This is a genomic window from Pseudomonas sp. EA_65y_Pfl2_P78 (assembly GCF_963970495.1).
GTDB lineage: Bacteria > Pseudomonadota > Gammaproteobacteria > Pseudomonadales > Pseudomonadaceae > Aquipseudomonas > Aquipseudomonas baetica_A.
Genome location: NZ_CAXAON010000002.1, coordinates 288,991 through 305,972, shown reverse-complemented (window position 1 = coordinate 305,972; position 16,982 = coordinate 288,991). Strand labels below are relative to the sequence as shown.

Below are 16,982 nucleotides of genomic sequence, written 5' to 3'. Positions count from 1 at the left end.
TTACTTCCTTGTAATAACAGAGCGTGAAAGATAGCTACTGAGAAACTTAAGCATCTCAGGTGACTCTCGTAATGACGATAGACCGAGACTTACCCGACCGTGCCCTCCGGAAAAATCAAAGCTGTGTAACTCCACAGTGCAAAAAAAATTCAAACTCCCAAAATCCAGGTTTTCCAATTCGGCTCTACTGAGTTTCGCCAATTTCTCGTCAGTCAGTTCCTCCTCAGCAGCCGGGCGAATCAAGCCGTTACAGCTTATCAATCGAGGAGTGCCATCACGCCGCGGCCAGTCAGCAATGACAAACTTTCGAACGGAAGCCTCATTCTTGAAATGCGGCGGAGGTGCATTCAGCCAAAGTTCCAGTCCAGGATAATTTTTCAACTTCACAATCAACTCATCCGGCCAGTTGACGTGCCGATAGCCCCGTTCATGGGGTTCAGTGTTTTCTTTTTTTGTATAAAGCCCAGCGTTCAGCTTATAAAGACGCCAACTTTCAGGAGTCGGCTTTACACTCTGGTCGTGGTAAGACCGTATCTCCGTCCCGGTCCACCAGAAATGCCCCTTGAGCGTATTGGCCAGACACGCTTTCTTATTCGCCAGTTCAGGCATGCCCACATAAAACTCCGGGACCAGAGTCTTATCCACATAGCTGCCGCCCAGTATGGGCACCTGCTTCATGCTCGCCAGCTTCTTTTGACAGGCCTCCTGATCCGCGTAATAGATTGCCATCGCCTCGGCGACCTGTTCTTCACGGATATAAAAATTCACCACGCAATAACAGGCATAAATAAACAAGCCGTATTTCAACAACCTCTTAAACCATTTAACCCATGGCTTGTGCGACATCCGGAGCATTTCAAATCTCCCTGTCAAACTGACGAGCAGGCGGTTTCTTGAGATGCCCGAACATCGCGTTTTCAAATACCTCAAAGTAATGTTTCGTGCCGTACGCCACATCAAATCTGCTCGCCGTCAACTTCGCAGCGCGGCGCAGGCAGTCGAACTCATCAACGGAATCAAGAACCTTGGCAATACGTTTGGCGATACCGTGATGATCGAAGAAATCCACCAGCATTCCATTGTGACCATCGACGATCACCTCCCTTACCGGAGCCGTATCCGACGCTACTACCACACACCCAGCCGCCATCGCCTCCAGTAACGACCACGACATAACAAACGGATACGTCAAATAAACATGAACCTTTGAACAGTCCAGAACTGCCCGGTAAGTCTGGTAAGGAAGCTTCCCTGTGAAATGAACGGTGGAATGATCGAAACTTACCTCTGCCTCCATCCTGCTGCGCCAATTTGCATAGCCAACCGGCTTACCCCCGTAACTGACGTCATCACCGCCCACTATGATTATCTGCGCACCGGGACACTCAGCCTGAATATGCGGGATCGCTCGCATAAAACTGTGAAACCCGCGATAAGGCTCAAGATTCCTCGCGACATAAGTAACGATCGGCTGCCCGGCTCTCAGTTCGACGCCATTGGGCAACCTGACGGCCCCAGCTTTCGCCAAACAGGAACTCTGAATGACGCCCTCGTGAATAACCCGAATGGCCGACTGATAAGCGGCCGGAAAGAGACTGCGCTGCCACCGCGTGGGCGCAATGGCAATGTCACATTGCTCAAGATTCAAAAGATGCAGCGAATTGAGCACTCGCAGCCTTGATGACTCTCTTGTTGCTCGCGGGAATTCAGGGTCGAACCCGGAATCTGCTCCCTGCGCCCGATAGTAATATTCGCAATAGTGAATAAGCGGCGCGTCAGGATAGACATCCTTGACGAAGAGCGTTTCCCCCCATCCGGGATGAGCGAGAATCACGTCCGGCCGATAACCCGAATGTTTCAGCCGGCTCAGAGTTTCAAAAACCTTCTGTCCATCAGTCACCGCTTGTTCGTAACGGGTCAGGTAGGGGTGAATACCGCTCGGCGCTCGGCTGGCAGCGCGGTATCGATATATTTTCACCCCTGCGATACCCGGCGCCGTATCCCGACCTATCGCTAAAACCTCATAACGCCTGTCAATCGCCGCCAGCACCACATGACGGAACTGGCCCGGAAAGTTTTGGTGAATTACAAGAAGCTTCATAGCGGCATCGTCCTTTTATTCGCCGCTGTTGAACTGAGTATTGCTCACCTCGATCGGCAGGAACAAACGCTAACAAATACAAGGAAATGAAACTGTAGGAAGCGTCTGGGAATGCCCTAGGAGATGGCTAACGGGACGACTTTTCGACGGTTGCGTAGTAACGCGGGGCGGCATCCGTTGGCGGATTTGACGGGTTACTGAGCCAGACGCAGGGTCGGACCGGACGCAAATCTACATCCTGTCCGACCGCCAACACGGCGTTTAACTGGACACAAGAACTCGCACTTGATTTATGGAATGTGTTCACCGCGTGTTTTTACACTCGTGAACGCTGGAAGCGCCTAACCGCGCTTTCCCAAGGACGACTCTTTGACTATGGACAGTCTCATGACGGGCAACACCCTAGAACGCACACCTTCGCTGACACAACCGCTCCCCCCCGATGAACCTGAAGGCATCGAAGCGCTGCCGGCTGTCACTGACAGCACGATTGAGCCCCCCTTAGGCAATTGGGGTGGGGCGTTGTCCTGGCCGATTCCACTGAATCCAGACGAACAACGGCGCTTGCGCCTGATTACGATGAATCATGCGCACCACTTGGGCGACCAGCCGTTGGTGATGCAGACCCAGGGTGGTGCGCTGGAGTTTCTGCGTTATCGCTGCCCACTCCCGGATAACATCGCGAACGATCCTGCCCGGATACTCGAAATCCTGATCGGCTCCGCGCAAGGGCAACTGATGGGCAATGCGCTGCAACGAAGAATGCAGGGTATCGACAGCGAAAGCAGTGCGATGGATTACCTGCTGGCAGGCATCACACTGCAACTGGACCCCGAATCGATCACTGCCCCTGATCGGCGCAAAACTGCCGATTTTGATCTGGCCAGTGATCAGCATTGGGGCCGGCGCGCCTCTGAAGTCGCAGATAACCTGGCTGATCACTTGAGCCGGGAAGGTAGAACCAGCGCTGCCCTGGCGAAAGCCGGTGCGTACCTTTTGCTGGGCAGGTCGGCACCGCAATTTCTGATTGAGGACATACCCGGGAATGTAAAAGTTGGCAGTCTGGCATGGGCGAACCTGACCATTGCGGCAATGACCATCGAGGCTCAAACACCGGGCAAAGTCCCCGGCATGTCGTTTGCCCAGATCATGAGTCAGTCTGAAAGTGCTCGCCTGGTTGACCCTGCATCCAGCCAACGCATTCAGGCAGCCGTATTACTCGATTGGGCTGTCGCCAACCAAATCATTCTGAAACGGCACGCTGATAACTACCCCGCCGGACAACTTGAAACGATAAGGGCGGCATTTAACCAGGAGCTTGATGAGCGGCTTGTTGCCGCCAGAATACTGGACAAAGAATTACCGACACGAAAAGACATTGCCCTGGCCGTATTGATAGAGCGATTTGGCGATCTGGGCACGCTTTTCGAGGTCAAGGCACTCCACACGGATACGTATCGCGGCGAGAGTGGGCAGTCGGGTTTCAGTGGCATTCATTCGCTACAGGATTACGCGATGATGGATTTGCCCAATCCGCGGCCGCTGGCATCCATTGATGCCCGCATCCCGTTGGAGGCATTGAATAACAACCCGACGTTTGGAGTGCGGGAAGCTTTCGAGCAGCAGTTCACGCGCGCCATCGAGGATAAAAAAGCCGCCGTCAATACAACGGTCAGGCACATGATCTGCCTGCTCCCACTGGAGGACAAAAAGAACTTCGAGTTTGGAAAAATCAGTTTCTTCCAACAAGGTTCATATGTGTCAGATGGTTTCTTTAATCATACTCCTTGCCCGAACGAGCCCGGACTGCTCATCAGAACGGAGCTGAGCGGCAACCTTCGGGCGTATGAAATCAATATCAATAAAGACACGATTGAACGAACAGCCCTGCACAGGGCAAAGCACCGGGAATCAAGGGAAGCCAACAAATATTTTACGACCAGAGAGCTTATCCCCCGTGAGGCGGCAAGTGAGCTGGGGCGTGAGCGCGCGTTGAGCGAATCACTTTTTAACAGTTTCAGCAGCGCTCGGTCCCGTGCGATTGCCGACGCCTTTGTGCAACATCTCGATCTGGATGATCCCGCAATCAGAGCGCTGGCCCGCGGGCAGACACCCATGGACGAGTATTACCAGCCCAAACCGCTGGGTGAGTTTTTGTTGAACCTGATCCCCTTCCGATCAGCCATTGTCAATTTTCAGCAGGGCAACTATGGCGCGGCGGTGTTTGATCTCACCGTGGATATATTCGGTTTTCTCACGGCGGGCGCCGCCACTGCAGGAAAACTGATCAGGATCGGCAGCACTGCGCTCTCCACTGGAGCCAAGGCCTTGAAGACCGTCCATGTCATCGGCGTCGCCACAATCGATGTGCTCAACCCGGTGGGCGGCTTGGGTGATCTGGCCAGACTGGTGGGGACCGGTGGCCTTTATCTACTGTCCAAAGGCGCCAAAACCGTCAACCGGCTCAGGGGCGCTGCCGACAGTTACGAAGTATTGAAAGCTGTCAGCAAACAGTATGACGCAGCGGCAACGGGCACCGTAAAAGTCGCCGGCCAGACTGTGGAAGGCGCAGCTGTATTGAAGAACGGTCAATGGTATTCATTTGATGCCGACACGATGCGACCTTACGGCAGTCCGATCGAGGAGTTTGCAGTCACCACCCAGGCGGTCGCCGGTAAAGTGGTCACTTCATACCTCGATGAGTTGCACGAGCTGAGCCATGCTCTGTTCAGTCACTTCAGTGTGCCCGAATCCAGCATTGCCGGGCTCTCGCGCAACGGCCAAGGGATATATGTTGCCGCCGACGGGCATCTCTCCCACATACGCCATACCGATAGCAGCGGTAAAACAGCGGTGTACGAGGTCAGGCAAGTCACTCGCAGTGAAGATGGCGTCGTGCAGGCGCGGGTCTATCACCGCAACCGGCAAACCGAATTGCTGATCCAGCATCTCCGCGGTGACCAGTGGCAACGACTGGGCGCGCAAGGGGGGGGACGGGAGATTAGTGCATTGCATTTACGGATGTGGGAAGCATTGTCCCCGGCGCAACAGCATCAAGTTACCCGCGGCGGCTTTGCCCGACAGTATCTACTGCCGCGAAATACATTTGAGTACTACGTCAAGCCTGGCGGTGAATTGAGCGCTGCCGGCGTGCTGGTGCGTGACCGACCCGCAGATACAGCCTTCAATCTGCCGAACGTAGCGCATGTCCGTGAATGGCAGAACATGACGCAGAAAGCCCGTGACGAAATGACCATGGGGGGATTTGCCGGTCTGCATCACTTCAACCCGGCAACCTTCAGAAGTTACGCAAGAGCCGACGGTCGCTTGGGGCCGGCCGGCGAAGCGCTGCTGCACAGCGCGGCCGGTGGTGCCTATAACAAATTCGGTTATGACCATTTACACCAGTGGAATGTGCTCTTCAGGCAACCGGGCAACACGGTGACAGAAGCGCAGTTCATGCATCAACATCAGCTCAACCCCAACATATGGCGAAAACATGTCAGGCAGGATGGGTCGCTGACAGAGGAGGCGATCAAACGTCTGGACAAGGTGAAAAAAAACACCGATCAACCTGTCCCGGATCAGCAACCTGATACGCAGAGAGTTCCGGAAATCGACTGGCCCGGCCGGGTTCCGAAGGGCAAGACTCGAAGGGTCACTGCCGAGCACCTGCGGCAATGGGAGGCGCTGCCTCAAGCAGAGCAGCAGAAGCTGACGCGTGACGGCTTTGCGCTGCAGAACAATCTGCCGCGAAAAACATTTGAGTACTACGTGAAGCCTGACGGCCAATTGAGTGAAACCGGCGTACTCGTGCGTGACCGTCCGACAGACAAAGCCTTCAACAGGACCAGCGAAACGCATGTCCGTGCCTGGCAAAACTTGACCCAGCAAGAACGTGACACCATCACAACTCAAGGATTTTCCGGTCTTCATTTTCTTCACCCGGAGACTTTTGCGGGCTATGTACATGCCGATGGAAGCCTGAAACCAACCGGACAATCCTTGATGCACCGAGCGGCCGGTGGCACCTACAAGACTTTGACCGATGAACATTTACGTCAGTGGTGGGTGCTTTCCGGGCAGCGCGATAACACCCTCACGGCAGAGGAATTCATCCGTCAACACGCATTCAATCCTGCTACATGGCAGGCGAACGTCAAAGTCGATGGATCCCTCAGAACCGCAGCCTTGCACCGTATCAAAAATGCCTTGCCTCCTGAAATGTCCACCCAACTGACAGGCCGGACTTCGAGAGTGCGTAAGCAAAGGGTCATTGCCGAACATTTGCGGGACTGGGAGGCATTACCGCAAGCGGAGCGACAGAGGCTCACACGCAAGGGGTTTGCCCGAGAGAACAACCTGCCTCGGAAAACATTCGAGTACTACGTGAAGCCCGACGGCGAGTTGAGCGCGACTGGCGTATTAGTGCGTGACCGTCCTGACGACTTACCGTTTAACCAGCCGGAAGAAACACATGTTCTTGCGTGGCAAAACATGTCTCAGCAAGAGCGAGACACAATGACCATCGAAGGATTTGCCGGTCATCATCATCTTTATCCGAACACTTTTTACAATTATGTCCGGGTCGATGGCAGTCTTGGGCCAAGGGGGCAGTCCATGATTCGCAAGGTTGCAGGCCATTCGGGGCAAAGCTCCATGCCACGCCTTGAAGGCCAACAAGCTGAAACGAGTACGCCACAAAAGCGTCCGGCGCCGGCCTCACTGGAGTCACCGCCGCCGAAAAGACCCGCCGACACGCCAGACCGTGTCGCAGAAGTTCCGGGTCCCTCTTCGGACATCTTGCCTGTCGCTATCAAAGTTGAACCAGGGATCTCCTCGTCGTTGCCTCATCAGGTCGACAACAACCTGCCGATTCTGCAGGACCCGCGAAACCCGACAATCAGCCGGACTTTATCCCTCGAAGGGCCGATAGATGACATCCGTATCGCCCACTGGAATGGCCTGCTTGACGGTCTCGATAACGCAAGCAAAAAAAACGTTTCAAGCCAGATCAAGGAATCGATCAAAGACTGGTTGCGTACCGAAGGACGGCATCAATCACGGTTTGATCAAACTCTGGAAGTGTTCACGGCACTGGATGACGGTGGGCCCAATCGCGGCGCGTCAGTGTGGGCACGACGCGATATTGCCAAATTTGAAGTGCTAGGACCGTACGCAGGCAAATTCCATGAATCAGAAGCGTCGTTGTTTCAGGAAATACGCAAACAAGGTTCAAGGGCTGTACTGACCTACTTGTTCGGCACACGGTCGGGCAATCGCTCGGTGAGTGCGCTGCACACGGGCAACAACCTGAGCCTGATCAATACCTCGCAATTGGGCGGTGGGCCGGCGTGGCGCTCGAATAACGTCATTTCCATCGCAGTGGGGAAAAACCTGACGTTTTACGTGGCGCTGAATGACATCAGGAAGGGTGAAGAATTGCTGGTTGATTACGGCCTTTCCTATAAGCCAGTGCCTGATATAGCGATTAAACCGGACCCTAGTCGATGAGTATTCAGTTCCGGCGCCGAGCCTGCTATGGCCATTAATCCTGCGTTTACCGTTGCGGCTGCATCCTGACGATATTCCGGGCACAAAAAAGCGGCGCTTTATGCGCCGCTTTTTGTTGGCGGGTGATTACCATCGGTTGCCACGCCCGTTATGGTCACCACGCCCGCTGTGTCGGTCATAGTTACCGCGACCGCGGTGATCGTTATCCCAACCGCCGCGACGATGGCCATCCCAACGCCCGCGATCGTTGTCGTGCCAGCGACGGCTTTCGTAATAACGTGGAGCCGGCTGGTAGTAACGCGGCGCCGATTGGTAATAGCGCGGTTGCTGGTAATACCGCGGGGCCGGCTGGTAGTAGCGAGGCTGCGCGTAATACGTGCTGCCACCGTTGTAATACGTGCCGCCCGTGTTGTAGTAGGCCGGTGCGGGTGATGTGTAGACCTCTGAGCTGTAATACGAGTCCGCGTAGGAGTACGGGACGCAACCGGCAACGGAAAACATCATCGCAGCAAGTAGAAGAATTCGTCTATACATGGCGGCCTCCTGGACCGCGGGTTGGCCACACCAGCGACGCTGGCAGGCGACAGTCATTTAATCGGTGACTGTCGAAAAATCAGACAGCGTTTTCGGCATCTGGTGCGTTCCTGCAACAAGTTGAAACAAGTGATTGATGAAATCCTGTTCATTTGGAAAACGCTGTCATTCAGCCGCTGATTAATGGTGGCCACCGTGATATCCGCCGCCGTGATAACCCCGTCCGTAACCGCCTCGATAGCCGTAGCCACCGTGGTAATAACGCGCGCCGCCGTAGTAGCGCGGAGCGTAATAACCACCGTAGGAATAAGGTGAGTAATAGCCGGGATAGTAGTAGGTAGACGGATAAGCATCGTAGGGCCCGGCGTAGTAGTAACAACCGGACAGACCCAAACCGAGCACCGCTCCCAGCAGCACCCTTCGCAATGTTTTTTGAATAAGCATGGCGGCCTCCTGAAAGACCCGCGACAGCAGTCGGCACAGACCGGCTGACATCTGTTTTGACTGGCAAACCCAGACCGAGTGCCAACAGCGCAAAATCATCGGATCAGCGGCAAACACGCTGCATCACGGTGCAGCCGCGCACCAACTCAAAGCGCCTCAGCAGCCTCGCCACCAACACTAGGTAAGCCGCGCGCCCGTGCCAGAGCGCCTGACGCGACTTGGCACGCGTCTCGCTTTAGCAAACCCGTGCAGGAGTCATCACAGGTTCGCGGCACCACAATTTGCAATGGCTGACTAGGGTTCCGGCTCGCATCTGCGAGTGACTGGTCCGAGAGTTGGCGACCTCCAGTTGAGGTTACACGGCGGGACAAAAGCCCGGGAGACAAGCCACCGTTCGCGGTGCCGCGTTGCCTTCCTGTCCGCCCTTGATCAACTGGAGAAACCACCATGTCACGACTACGCCTACCCGCCCTGCTCGCCGCCGTCTTCGCCGCGCTTGTCAGCACCCAATCCCCCGCCGCCCAGAAAGACCATTTCAGCGTCTGTTGGACAATCTATGCCGGCTGGATGCCATGGGAGTACGCCGGCAGCCAGGGCATTGTCGACAAGTGGGCGAAGAAATACGGGATCAAGATCGACGTCGTGCAACTCAACGACTATGTCGAATCGATCAACCAGTACACCGCCGGTCAGTTCGACGGCTGCACCATGACCAACATGGACGCACTGACCATTCCCGCCGCTGGCGGCGTCGACAGCACCGCACTGATCGTCAGCGACTTCTCCAACGGCAACGACGGTATCGTGCTCAAGGGTGAAGGCAGGAAAGTCGCCGACCTCAAGGGCATGGACGTCAATCTGGTTGAACTGTCGGTGTCGCACTACCTGCTGGCGCGGGCGCTGGACTCGGTGGACCTGACCGAGAAAGACCTGAAAGTGGTCAACACTTCCGACGCCGATATCTCCGCCGCTTTCAACACCGAACAGGTCAACGCCGTCACTACCTGGAACCCGATGCTCTCGGACATCAAGGCCAAACCGGGGGTGACCGAAGTGTTCAATTCCAGTCAGATTCCCGGCGAGATCATGGACATGATGGTGGTCAACAGCGCCACCCTCAAAGACAACCCGGCGCTGGGCAAAGCGCTGACTGGCGCGTGGTTCGAAGTGGTCGAGTTGATGAACGCCAAAAACGCCGCGAGCAAGACTGCGCTGGAGCACATGGCCAAGGCCTCGGGCACGGATCTGGCCGGATTCCAGGCGCAACTCGACACCACCAAACTGTTCGCCACCCCGAGCGAAGCACTGAGTTTCGCCACCAGCAAACAACTGCCGGCAACCATGCGCAAAGTCGCCGAGTTTTCGTTCGAGCACGGTTTGCTCGGTGAAGGCGCCAAAGACACCAGCGCCGTCGGCATGTCGTTCGCCAACGGTGTGACCAGCGGCGACACCAGCAACCTCAAGCTGCGTTTCGATCCGACCTACGTGCAGATGGCCGCCGACGCCAAGCTGTAAGCCACGGAGGATTTGGCCATGCGCCTGATCAATCGCCACCCGGATCGTCCGAGCCGCTTGTTGCTGGTGATCCTGCCGTTCGCGTTGCTGCTGTTCGCCTACTTCATGGGTTCGGCCGAGCGACTGGCAGACAACCCCAACGACAAACTGCTGCCCAGCGCAGTGCAAATGAGCGACGCGGTAACACGCCTGGCCTTCAATGCCGACAAACGTACCGGTGACTACCTGTTGTGGCAGGACACCGCTTCGAGCCTGCGGCGCCTGGCCATCGGCCTCGGTATCGCTGCGCTGGCCGGGCTGTGTCTGGGCATCGCTGCCGGGACTTTACCGTTATTCGGTGCGCCGTTGTCACCGCTGCTGACGGTGCTGTCGATGGTGCCGCCGCTCGCGATCCTGCCGATTCTGTTCATCGTCTTCGGCTTGGGCGAATTGTCCAAAGTGATGCTGATCGTGATCGGCATCACACCGGCACTCGCTCGGGATCTGGAACAGCGCGCCCGGGAAATCCCCGTCGAGTTGCTGATCAAGGCGCAGACCCTCGGCGCCTCGACCTGGACGCTGATGCTGCGCGTGGTGCTGCCGCAACTACTGCCACGGTTGCTGATATCGCTGCGGCTGATGCTCGGTTCAGCGTGGTTGTTCCTGATTGCCGCCGAGGCGATCGCCTCCACCGACGGGCTCGGCTACCGGATTTTTCTGGTGCGCCGCTATCTGGCGATGGACGTCATCCTGCCTTACGTCGTGTGGATCACCCTCCTCGCCTGGCTGATGGATTGGGGTTTGAAACACCTGACGCGGCGCGCATTTCCCTGGTACGAAGGGGCCGCCAAATGAGCTTCATCCGTGTGAAAAACGTCTGGCAGCAATACGCCGATCAGGTCGTGCTCGAAGGCCTGAACCTGAACGTCAACGAGGGCGAGTTCTGCACGCTGGTCGGTGCGTCCGGTTGCGGTAAATCGACCTTCCTGCGTTTGCTGCTCGGCCAGGAAACCGCCAGTCGCGGCGAGATTCTGCTCGACGGTCAAGCGCTGGCCAGCGAGCCCGATGCCAGCCGTGGCGTGGTGTTCCAGCGCTACTCGGTGTTCCCGCACCTGAGCGTGCTGGACAACGTCGTCATCGGCCTTGAGCTACCGCACTCGCCGTTGCTGGGGCGTCTGTTCGGCAGCGCCAGGCGCCAGGCACGCGAACACGCTTCGGCGCTGTTGCACAAAGTTGGCCTCGGTCATGCGCTGGACAAATATCCGGCGCAACTGTCCGGTGGCATGCAGCAACGGCTGGCGATTGCTCAGGCGCTGATCATGAAACCGCGAGTATTGCTGCTCGACGAACCGTTCGGCGCACTCGATCCAGGCATCCGCAAAGACATGCATGCCCTGCTGCTGGACCTGTGGCGCGAGACGCCGTTGACGGTGTTCATGGTCACCCATGACCTGTCCGAAGGTTTCAGCCTGGGCACTCGTTTGCTGGTGTTCGACAAGGTTCGACTCGACCCGCATGCCCCCGGCGCCTATGGCGCACGCATCACCTATGACATCCCTTTGAACAGCGACCGCCGCGCCCAACGCGCCGCCGTCGAAGCCTTGCCGGCGTCACTGGCGGGCGCACTTCGAACTGCTTGAGAGGCACTTTCCAATGACTGATTCGACCCAACTGTTCCCACCGTTCGCAGAAGAAATGCTGCCCGGTGGCGGTCACCGTTCCTTCGTGTTGAAGCGTGGCCAATTGCTGCGCCTGACCGATCTGCGCGGTGGCGCCAACGTCAGCCTGACCCTGCTCAACGCCAACGAAAAAACCGAGCGGCTGAACCTGCCCGACAGCCTCAAATGCCAACACACCGCCAAGCTCACCACCGGCCACTGCCTGTATTCGGACATGGGCCGCGTGCTGGCCGCCATCACCGCCGACACTTGCGGCTGGAGCGACAGCCTCGGCGGTGTGCTTTGCGCAGAAGAAGTCGCGCACAAGTACGGCCAGGGCCGCTACCAGGAACTGCGCAATGGCTTCTTTCGCAATGGCACCGACAACCTGTTGGTGGAGCTGGGCAAGTGGGGGCTGGGCCTGTCCGACCTGCTGATGACCCTCAACCTGTTCAGCCGCGTGAACGTCGATCAAGCGGGACATTTGCATTTCGTCGAAGACCACTCCAAGGCTGGCGACTACATCGAGTTATACGCACCGATGGACACACTGGTGGTGCTCACCGCCCTGCAACACCCGATGGACCCGGCGCCGGACTACGCGCCAAAACCATTGAAGCTGAGCTGGATGAACGCCGACGCCAGCGTCGCCGAACACTGCCGCACCTCGCGCCCCGAGAACGAGCGCGGATTTATCAACACTGACCGTTTGTTCGCCTGAGGATCGCCGCCATGTCATTTGCCATCGCTACTGCTGACGTTTGCGAAAACAGACAACCCGACACCGCGGTCTACCGCGCGACCATCCCTGCCGGCGAACCCTGGCTGATGGAGGTCAAGGCCGGCCAGACCCTGCGCATTCTTGATCTGGAAGGCAACCAGGCGATCGACACCTTGTTCTACAGCCTCGCCAACCCCAAAGAACGCTACGACGTGCAACGCACCTTGCGTCGGCAGAACAGCGTCTACCTGAGCACCGGCAGCGTGCTCTATTCCAATCTGGGCAAACCGATGCTGACCCTCGTCGCCGACACCTGCGGACGCCACGACACCCTCGGCGGCGCGTGTGCGCAAGAGAGCAACACCGTGCGCTACGCCCTGGAAAAACGCTACATGCACAGCTGCCGCGACAACTACCTGCGCGCCTGCGTGCACGATGGGCGACTGGGCAAAAGCGACATCGGGCCGAACATCAATTTCTTCATGAACGTCCCCGTCACTGCCGACGGTGGACTGACCTTCGAAGACGGGATTTCCGCGCCGGGCAAATACGTCGACCTGCGCGCCGAGATGGACGTGATCGTGCTGATCTCCAACTGCCCGCAACTGAACAACCCGTGCAACGCCTACAACCCGACCCCTGCGGAGCTGCTGGTATGGAACTGAAATTGCGCCGCTTGCGCCGCTGGTTGTTTGCCTTATGCCAGGCCCGATCCGGGCAGTGCCTGAAACCGTCCGAACGCCCCGCTCCCACAAGGGTTTTGTGCTGATTGGGAGAACGTGTTTTTCATCCGGGACGACCCGGATGCCAGTCGAAAAACGGCGGGACGGCCCGCTTCCCCTTCAGGGGTTATGCCATGTTCGAAAAAGTCCTTATCGCCAACCGTGGCGCCATCGCCTGCCGCATTCTGCGCACCCTCGCGCCGTTGCAGGTCAAAAGCGTCGCCGTTTACGCCCAAGCCGATGCCGCCAGCCTGCACATCCTGCAAGCCGATGAAGCCCACAGCCTTGGCGAAGGTGCAGCGGCCAGCACTTATCTGGCGGTCGATAAAATCCTCGCGATTGCCAAAGAAAGCGGCGCCACGGCGATTCATCCCGGCTACGGTTTTCTCTCGGAAAACGCCGCTTTCGCTGAAGCGTGCCAAGCCCAAGGCATCGCCTTCATCGGCCCGACGCCGGAGCAACTGCGGGTGTTCGGCCTCAAGCACACCGCGCGCACTTTGGCGAAACAGCACGGCGTCCCCATGCTCGAAGGCACCGAACTGCTCGACAGCCTCGACGCGGCGCTGATCGCTGGCGAGCACGTCGGCTACCCGGTCATGCTCAAAAGCACCGCTGGCGGCGGTGGCATCGGCATGCGCGTGTGCCGCAGCGCCAGCGAATTGAGCGACTCATTCGAAGCGGTCAAGCGTCTGGGCCAGAACAACTTCAGCGACGCCGGGGTGTTCATCGAGAAATACATTCAGCGCGCCCGGCATCTGGAAGTGCAGGTATTCGGCGATGGTCGCGGCGAAGTCATCGCCCTCGGTGTGCGCGACTGTTCAGTGCAGCGGCGCAACCAGAAAGTCCTCGAAGAAACCCCGGCGCCCAACCTGCCAGTCGGCATGGCCGATGAGCTGTGTGCAGCGGCGATCAAACTGGCCAAAGCGGTCAATTACCGGAGCGCCGGTACCGTTGAATTCGTCTTCGACAGCGTGGCGCAGCGCTTCTATTTTCTTGAAGTGAACACACGTTTGCAGGTCGAGCACGGCGTCACGGAACAGGTCTGGGGCGTGGATCTGGTGCGTTGGATGGTCGAACTGGCCGCGGGTGAGCTGGCGCCGCTCGCCGAGTTGTACCGCGACCTGAAACCCGGCGGCCATGCCATTCAGGCGCGCTTGTATGCCGAAGATCCGGGGCGTGATTTTCAGCCAAGCCCGGGCCTGCTGACGGCTGTTGAATTCCCACCGGCCAACGGCATTCAGTTGCGCATCGACACGTGGGTCGAGGCTGGCTGCGAGATCCCGCCATACTTCGACCCGATGATTGCCAAAGTCATCGCCTGGGCACCGACCCGTGAACAAGCGCGCACAGAACTGCATCAGGCGCTCAGTGACAGCCAGTTGTACGGCGTGGAAACCAACCGCGATTACCTGCGCCAGATTCTGCTCGACACCCCGTTCGCCAGCGGTGAGCCGTGGACCCGTTGCCTGGAGAACCTGGTTTATCGCGCCAATACCTTTGAGGTGCTCAGCGCCGGCACACAAACCAGCGTGCAGGATTATCCCGGTCGCCTCGGTTACTGGGCCGTCGGTGTGCCGCCCTCGGGGCCAATGGACAGCCGGGCGCTGCGTCTGGGCAATCGCCTGCTTGGCAATGCCGACGGCGCAGCGGCACTGGAAATCACCATGAGCGGGCCGATGTTGCGCTTCAACTGCGAGGCAGTGGTGGCGGTGACCGGGGCGCCGATTGCCTTGGCGTGCGAGGGTCAAACCGTGCCGATGAACACCGCGCTGCTGATCCCGGCGGGCGCGACGTTGAACCTTGGCAGTATCAACGGCGCCGGGGCGCGCAGTTATCTGTGCCTGCGCGGCGGCTTGCAGGTGCCGGACTATCTGGGCAGCAAAAGCACGTTCACCCTCGGCCAGTTCGGCGGCCATGGCGGTCGTGCGCTGCGCACTGGCGACGTGTTGCACATACCGGCGCTGGCCGATCGCAGCGCCGGTCAACAACTTGCGGCGCAGCACATCAGCGTGTTGCCGGCCGTGCGGCAGATTCGCGTGATGTACGGCCCTCACGGCGCACCGGAATACTTTACCGAACACGCCATCGACACCTTCTTCGCGAGCCCGTGGGAAGTGCACTTCAACTCCAGCCGCACCGGCGTGCGCCTGATCGGCCCGAAACCGGAATGGGTGCGCGCCGACGGTGGTGAGGCCGGGTTGCACCCCTCAAACATTCACGACAATCCCTACGCCATCGGCGCCGTGGACTTCACCGGTGACATGCCGGTGATCCTCGGCCCGGACGGCCCGAGCCTCGGCGGGTTTGTGTGCCCGGTGACGGTGATCGAAGCCGATCTGTGGCAGCTAGGGCAGCTCAAGGCTGGCGATAAAATCCAGTTCATCCCGGTGGACCTCAAAACCGCCCGCGAACTCGCCCTGCAATGGGATTCTCACGGTGGGAGCGGGCTTGCTCGCGAAGAGGCCGTGTCCGTCAACATTGATGTGCCTGACACACCGCTTTCGCGAGCAAGCCCGCTCCCACAGGGTTTGGTGTCGCCCGTGGTGTTGGAGTTGGGTCAGGGGGATCGGCGGCTTGTTGCGCGAGTCTGTGGGGATACTCACCTGTTGCTGGAAATCGGCGAGCCTGAACTCGATCTGGTCCTGCGCTTCCGCGCTCACGCCCTGATGCAAGCTTTGGAAAGCAAATCCCTGCACGGCGTGATCGACCTCACGCCGGGCATTCGCTCGCTGCAAGTTCACTACCAGCCCGAGCAATTGCCACTCGCCGACCTGCTCGGCATCGTCGCCGGGGAGTGGGACGCGGTGTGCGCGGCCAAGGATTTGCAGGTGCCGTCGCGCATCGTGCATTTACCGCTGTCCTGGGACGACCCGGCCTGTCAGTTGGCGATCGAGAAATACATGACCACCGTGCGCAAGGATGCCCCATGGTGCCCGAGCAATCTGGAGTTCATCCGCCGCATCAATGACCTGCCGGACCTCGACGAAGTACAGCGCACGGTGTTCGATGCGAGCTATCTGGTGATGGGCCTTGGCGACGTCTACCTCGGCGCGCCGGTGGCCACTCCGCTCGACCCCCGCCATCGATTGGTCACCACCAAATACAACCCGGCACGCACCTGGACCGCCGAAAACTCGGTGGGTATTGGTGGCGCTTACCTGTGCGTGTACGGCATGGAAGGCCCGGGCGGTTATCAGTTCGTCGGGCGCACGTTACAGATGTGGAATCGCTACCGCGAAGTGGCGGCATTCGATGGCAAACCGTGGCTGCTGCGTTTCTTCGACCAGATTCGTTTTTACCCGGTCAGCGCCGAAGCGTTGCTGCGCATCCGCAGGGATTTCCCCCTCGGGCGTTTTGAACTGGACATCGAGCACAGCCAGCTCAACCTCGCTGAGTATCAGGATTTTCTGAGCCGCGAAGCGCACAGCATCAGTGCGTTTCGCAGCCAACAACAAGGCGCGTTCAACGCCGAGCGCGAACGCTGGATCGCCAGTGGTCAGGCGCACTTCGACAGCGAAGAGGTGGCGCCGCCATCAACCGAGGACGCACCGTTGGCGCACGGCCTGCAGAGCATCGAAAGCCATATCGCCGGCAACCTCTGGCAAGTGCAAGTCGAGGCTGGCAGCCGCGTCGCGACGGGTGATGTGCTGGTGATTCTCGAATCGATGAAGATGGAAATCCCTGTGCTCGCGCCAATGGCTGGCGTCGTACGCGAAATTCGTGTGCAGCCGGGTTCGGCGGTGCGCGCAGGTCAACGGGTCGTGGTGCTGGAGCTCGACTGAACCCATTTGTAA

Annotated in this window: 11 protein-coding genes and 1 riboswitch; of the genes, 7 read left to right on the top strand and 4 right to left on the bottom strand. The window is 58.4% G+C overall.

The genetic code is table 11. The annotated features are described in order from the left end of the window. Positions 1 to 855, bottom strand: a complete 855-nt coding sequence (locus tag AACY02_RS03280; protein ID WP_339430731.1) for a hypothetical protein — start codon at positions 853 to 855, stop codon at positions 1 to 3. A gap of 1 nt (position 856) precedes the next feature. Beyond that, complete coding sequence (locus AACY02_RS03275) at positions 857 to 2,101, bottom strand: glycosyltransferase family 4 protein (RefSeq protein ID WP_339430730.1); 1,245 nt, start codon at positions 2,099 to 2,101, stop codon at positions 857 to 859. Positions 2,102 to 2,488: 387 nt separating this feature from the next. Between AACY02_RS03275 and AACY02_RS03270 the strand changes: the two genes are divergently transcribed. Further along, complete coding sequence (locus tag AACY02_RS03270) at positions 2,489 to 7,615, top strand: SET domain-containing protein-lysine N-methyltransferase (protein WP_339430729.1); 5,127 nt, start codon at positions 2,489 to 2,491, stop codon at positions 7,613 to 7,615. Positions 7,616 to 7,741: 126 nt separating this feature from the next. On the opposite strand, the gene AACY02_RS03265 is transcribed toward AACY02_RS03270, so the two are convergent. Both AACY02_RS03265 and AACY02_RS03260 read right to left on the bottom strand, forming a co-directional pair. After that, positions 7,742 to 8,149: a hypothetical protein gene (locus tag AACY02_RS03265; RefSeq protein ID WP_194933739.1), complete on the bottom strand. Its 408-nt coding sequence runs from the start codon at positions 8,147 to 8,149 to the stop codon at positions 7,742 to 7,744. 180 nt (positions 8,150 to 8,329) lie between these two features. Beyond that, complete coding sequence (locus AACY02_RS03260; RefSeq protein ID WP_093438415.1) at positions 8,330 to 8,593, bottom strand: hypothetical protein; 264 nt, start codon at positions 8,591 to 8,593, stop codon at positions 8,330 to 8,332. 283 nt (positions 8,594 to 8,876) lie between these two features. Then, positions 8,877 to 8,977, top strand: a riboswitch (guanidine-I (ykkC/yxkD leader). Positions 8,978 to 9,040: 63 nt separating this feature from the next. Between AACY02_RS03260 and AACY02_RS03255 the strand changes: the two genes are divergently transcribed. From AACY02_RS03255 to uca, 6 genes are all read left to right on the top strand, one after another. Continuing rightward, positions 9,041 to 10,108 (top strand): putative urea ABC transporter substrate-binding protein, encoded by a 1,068-nt coding sequence (locus tag AACY02_RS03255; RefSeq protein WP_339430728.1) that lies wholly within the window; start codon positions 9,041 to 9,043, stop codon positions 10,106 to 10,108. Between the two features lie 18 nt (positions 10,109 to 10,126). Further along, positions 10,127 to 10,942, top strand: coding sequence for an ABC transporter permease (locus AACY02_RS03250; protein WP_339430727.1), 816 nt, complete (start codon positions 10,127 to 10,129; stop codon positions 10,940 to 10,942). Beyond that, complete coding sequence (locus tag AACY02_RS03245; protein WP_339430726.1) at positions 10,939 to 11,727, top strand: ABC transporter ATP-binding protein; 789 nt, start codon at positions 10,939 to 10,941, stop codon at positions 11,725 to 11,727. The genes AACY02_RS03250 and AACY02_RS03245 overlap by 4 nt, the downstream gene beginning before the upstream one ends. Positions 11,728 to 11,740: 13 nt before the next feature. Further along, complete coding sequence (locus AACY02_RS03240) at positions 11,741 to 12,466, top strand: urea amidolyase associated protein UAAP1 (protein WP_339430725.1); 726 nt, start codon at positions 11,741 to 11,743, stop codon at positions 12,464 to 12,466. Between the two features lie 11 nt (positions 12,467 to 12,477). Further along, positions 12,478 to 13,131 carry an urea amidolyase associated protein UAAP2 gene (locus AACY02_RS03235; protein ID WP_339430724.1) on the top strand — a complete coding sequence of 218 codons (654 nt, stop codon included), beginning with the start codon at positions 12,478 to 12,480 and terminating at the stop codon, positions 13,129 to 13,131. A gap of 191 nt (positions 13,132 to 13,322) precedes the next feature. After that, entirely contained in the window at positions 13,323 to 16,970 is a 3,648-nt protein-coding gene (gene uca / locus AACY02_RS03230; protein ID WP_339430723.1) for an urea carboxylase, read from the top strand. The last annotated feature ends 12 nt before the right edge of the window (positions 16,971 to 16,982 follow it).

Coding starts and splice junctions, on each gene's coding strand:
- AACY02_RS03280 (WP_339430731.1), bottom strand. CDS start 855: ATGCTCCGGATGTCGCACAAGCCATGGGTTAAATGGTTTAAGAGGTTG.
- AACY02_RS03275 (WP_339430730.1), bottom strand. CDS start 2,101: ATGAAGCTTCTTGTAATTCACCAAAACTTTCCGGGCCAGTTCCGTCAT.
- AACY02_RS03270 (WP_339430729.1), top strand. CDS start 2,489: ATGACGGGCAACACCCTAGAACGCACACCTTCGCTGACACAACCGCTC.
- AACY02_RS03265 (WP_194933739.1), bottom strand. CDS start 8,149: ATGTATAGACGAATTCTTCTACTTGCTGCGATGATGTTTTCCGTTGCC.
- AACY02_RS03260 (WP_093438415.1), bottom strand. CDS start 8,593: ATGCTTATTCAAAAAACATTGCGAAGGGTGCTGCTGGGAGCGGTGCTC.
- AACY02_RS03255 (WP_339430728.1), top strand. CDS start 9,041: ATGTCACGACTACGCCTACCCGCCCTGCTCGCCGCCGTCTTCGCCGCG.
- AACY02_RS03250 (WP_339430727.1), top strand. CDS start 10,127: ATGCGCCTGATCAATCGCCACCCGGATCGTCCGAGCCGCTTGTTGCTG.
- AACY02_RS03245 (WP_339430726.1), top strand. CDS start 10,939: ATGAGCTTCATCCGTGTGAAAAACGTCTGGCAGCAATACGCCGATCAG.
- AACY02_RS03240 (WP_339430725.1), top strand. CDS start 11,741: ATGACTGATTCGACCCAACTGTTCCCACCGTTCGCAGAAGAAATGCTG.
- AACY02_RS03235 (WP_339430724.1), top strand. CDS start 12,478: ATGTCATTTGCCATCGCTACTGCTGACGTTTGCGAAAACAGACAACCC.
- uca (WP_339430723.1), top strand. CDS start 13,323: ATGTTCGAAAAAGTCCTTATCGCCAACCGTGGCGCCATCGCCTGCCGC.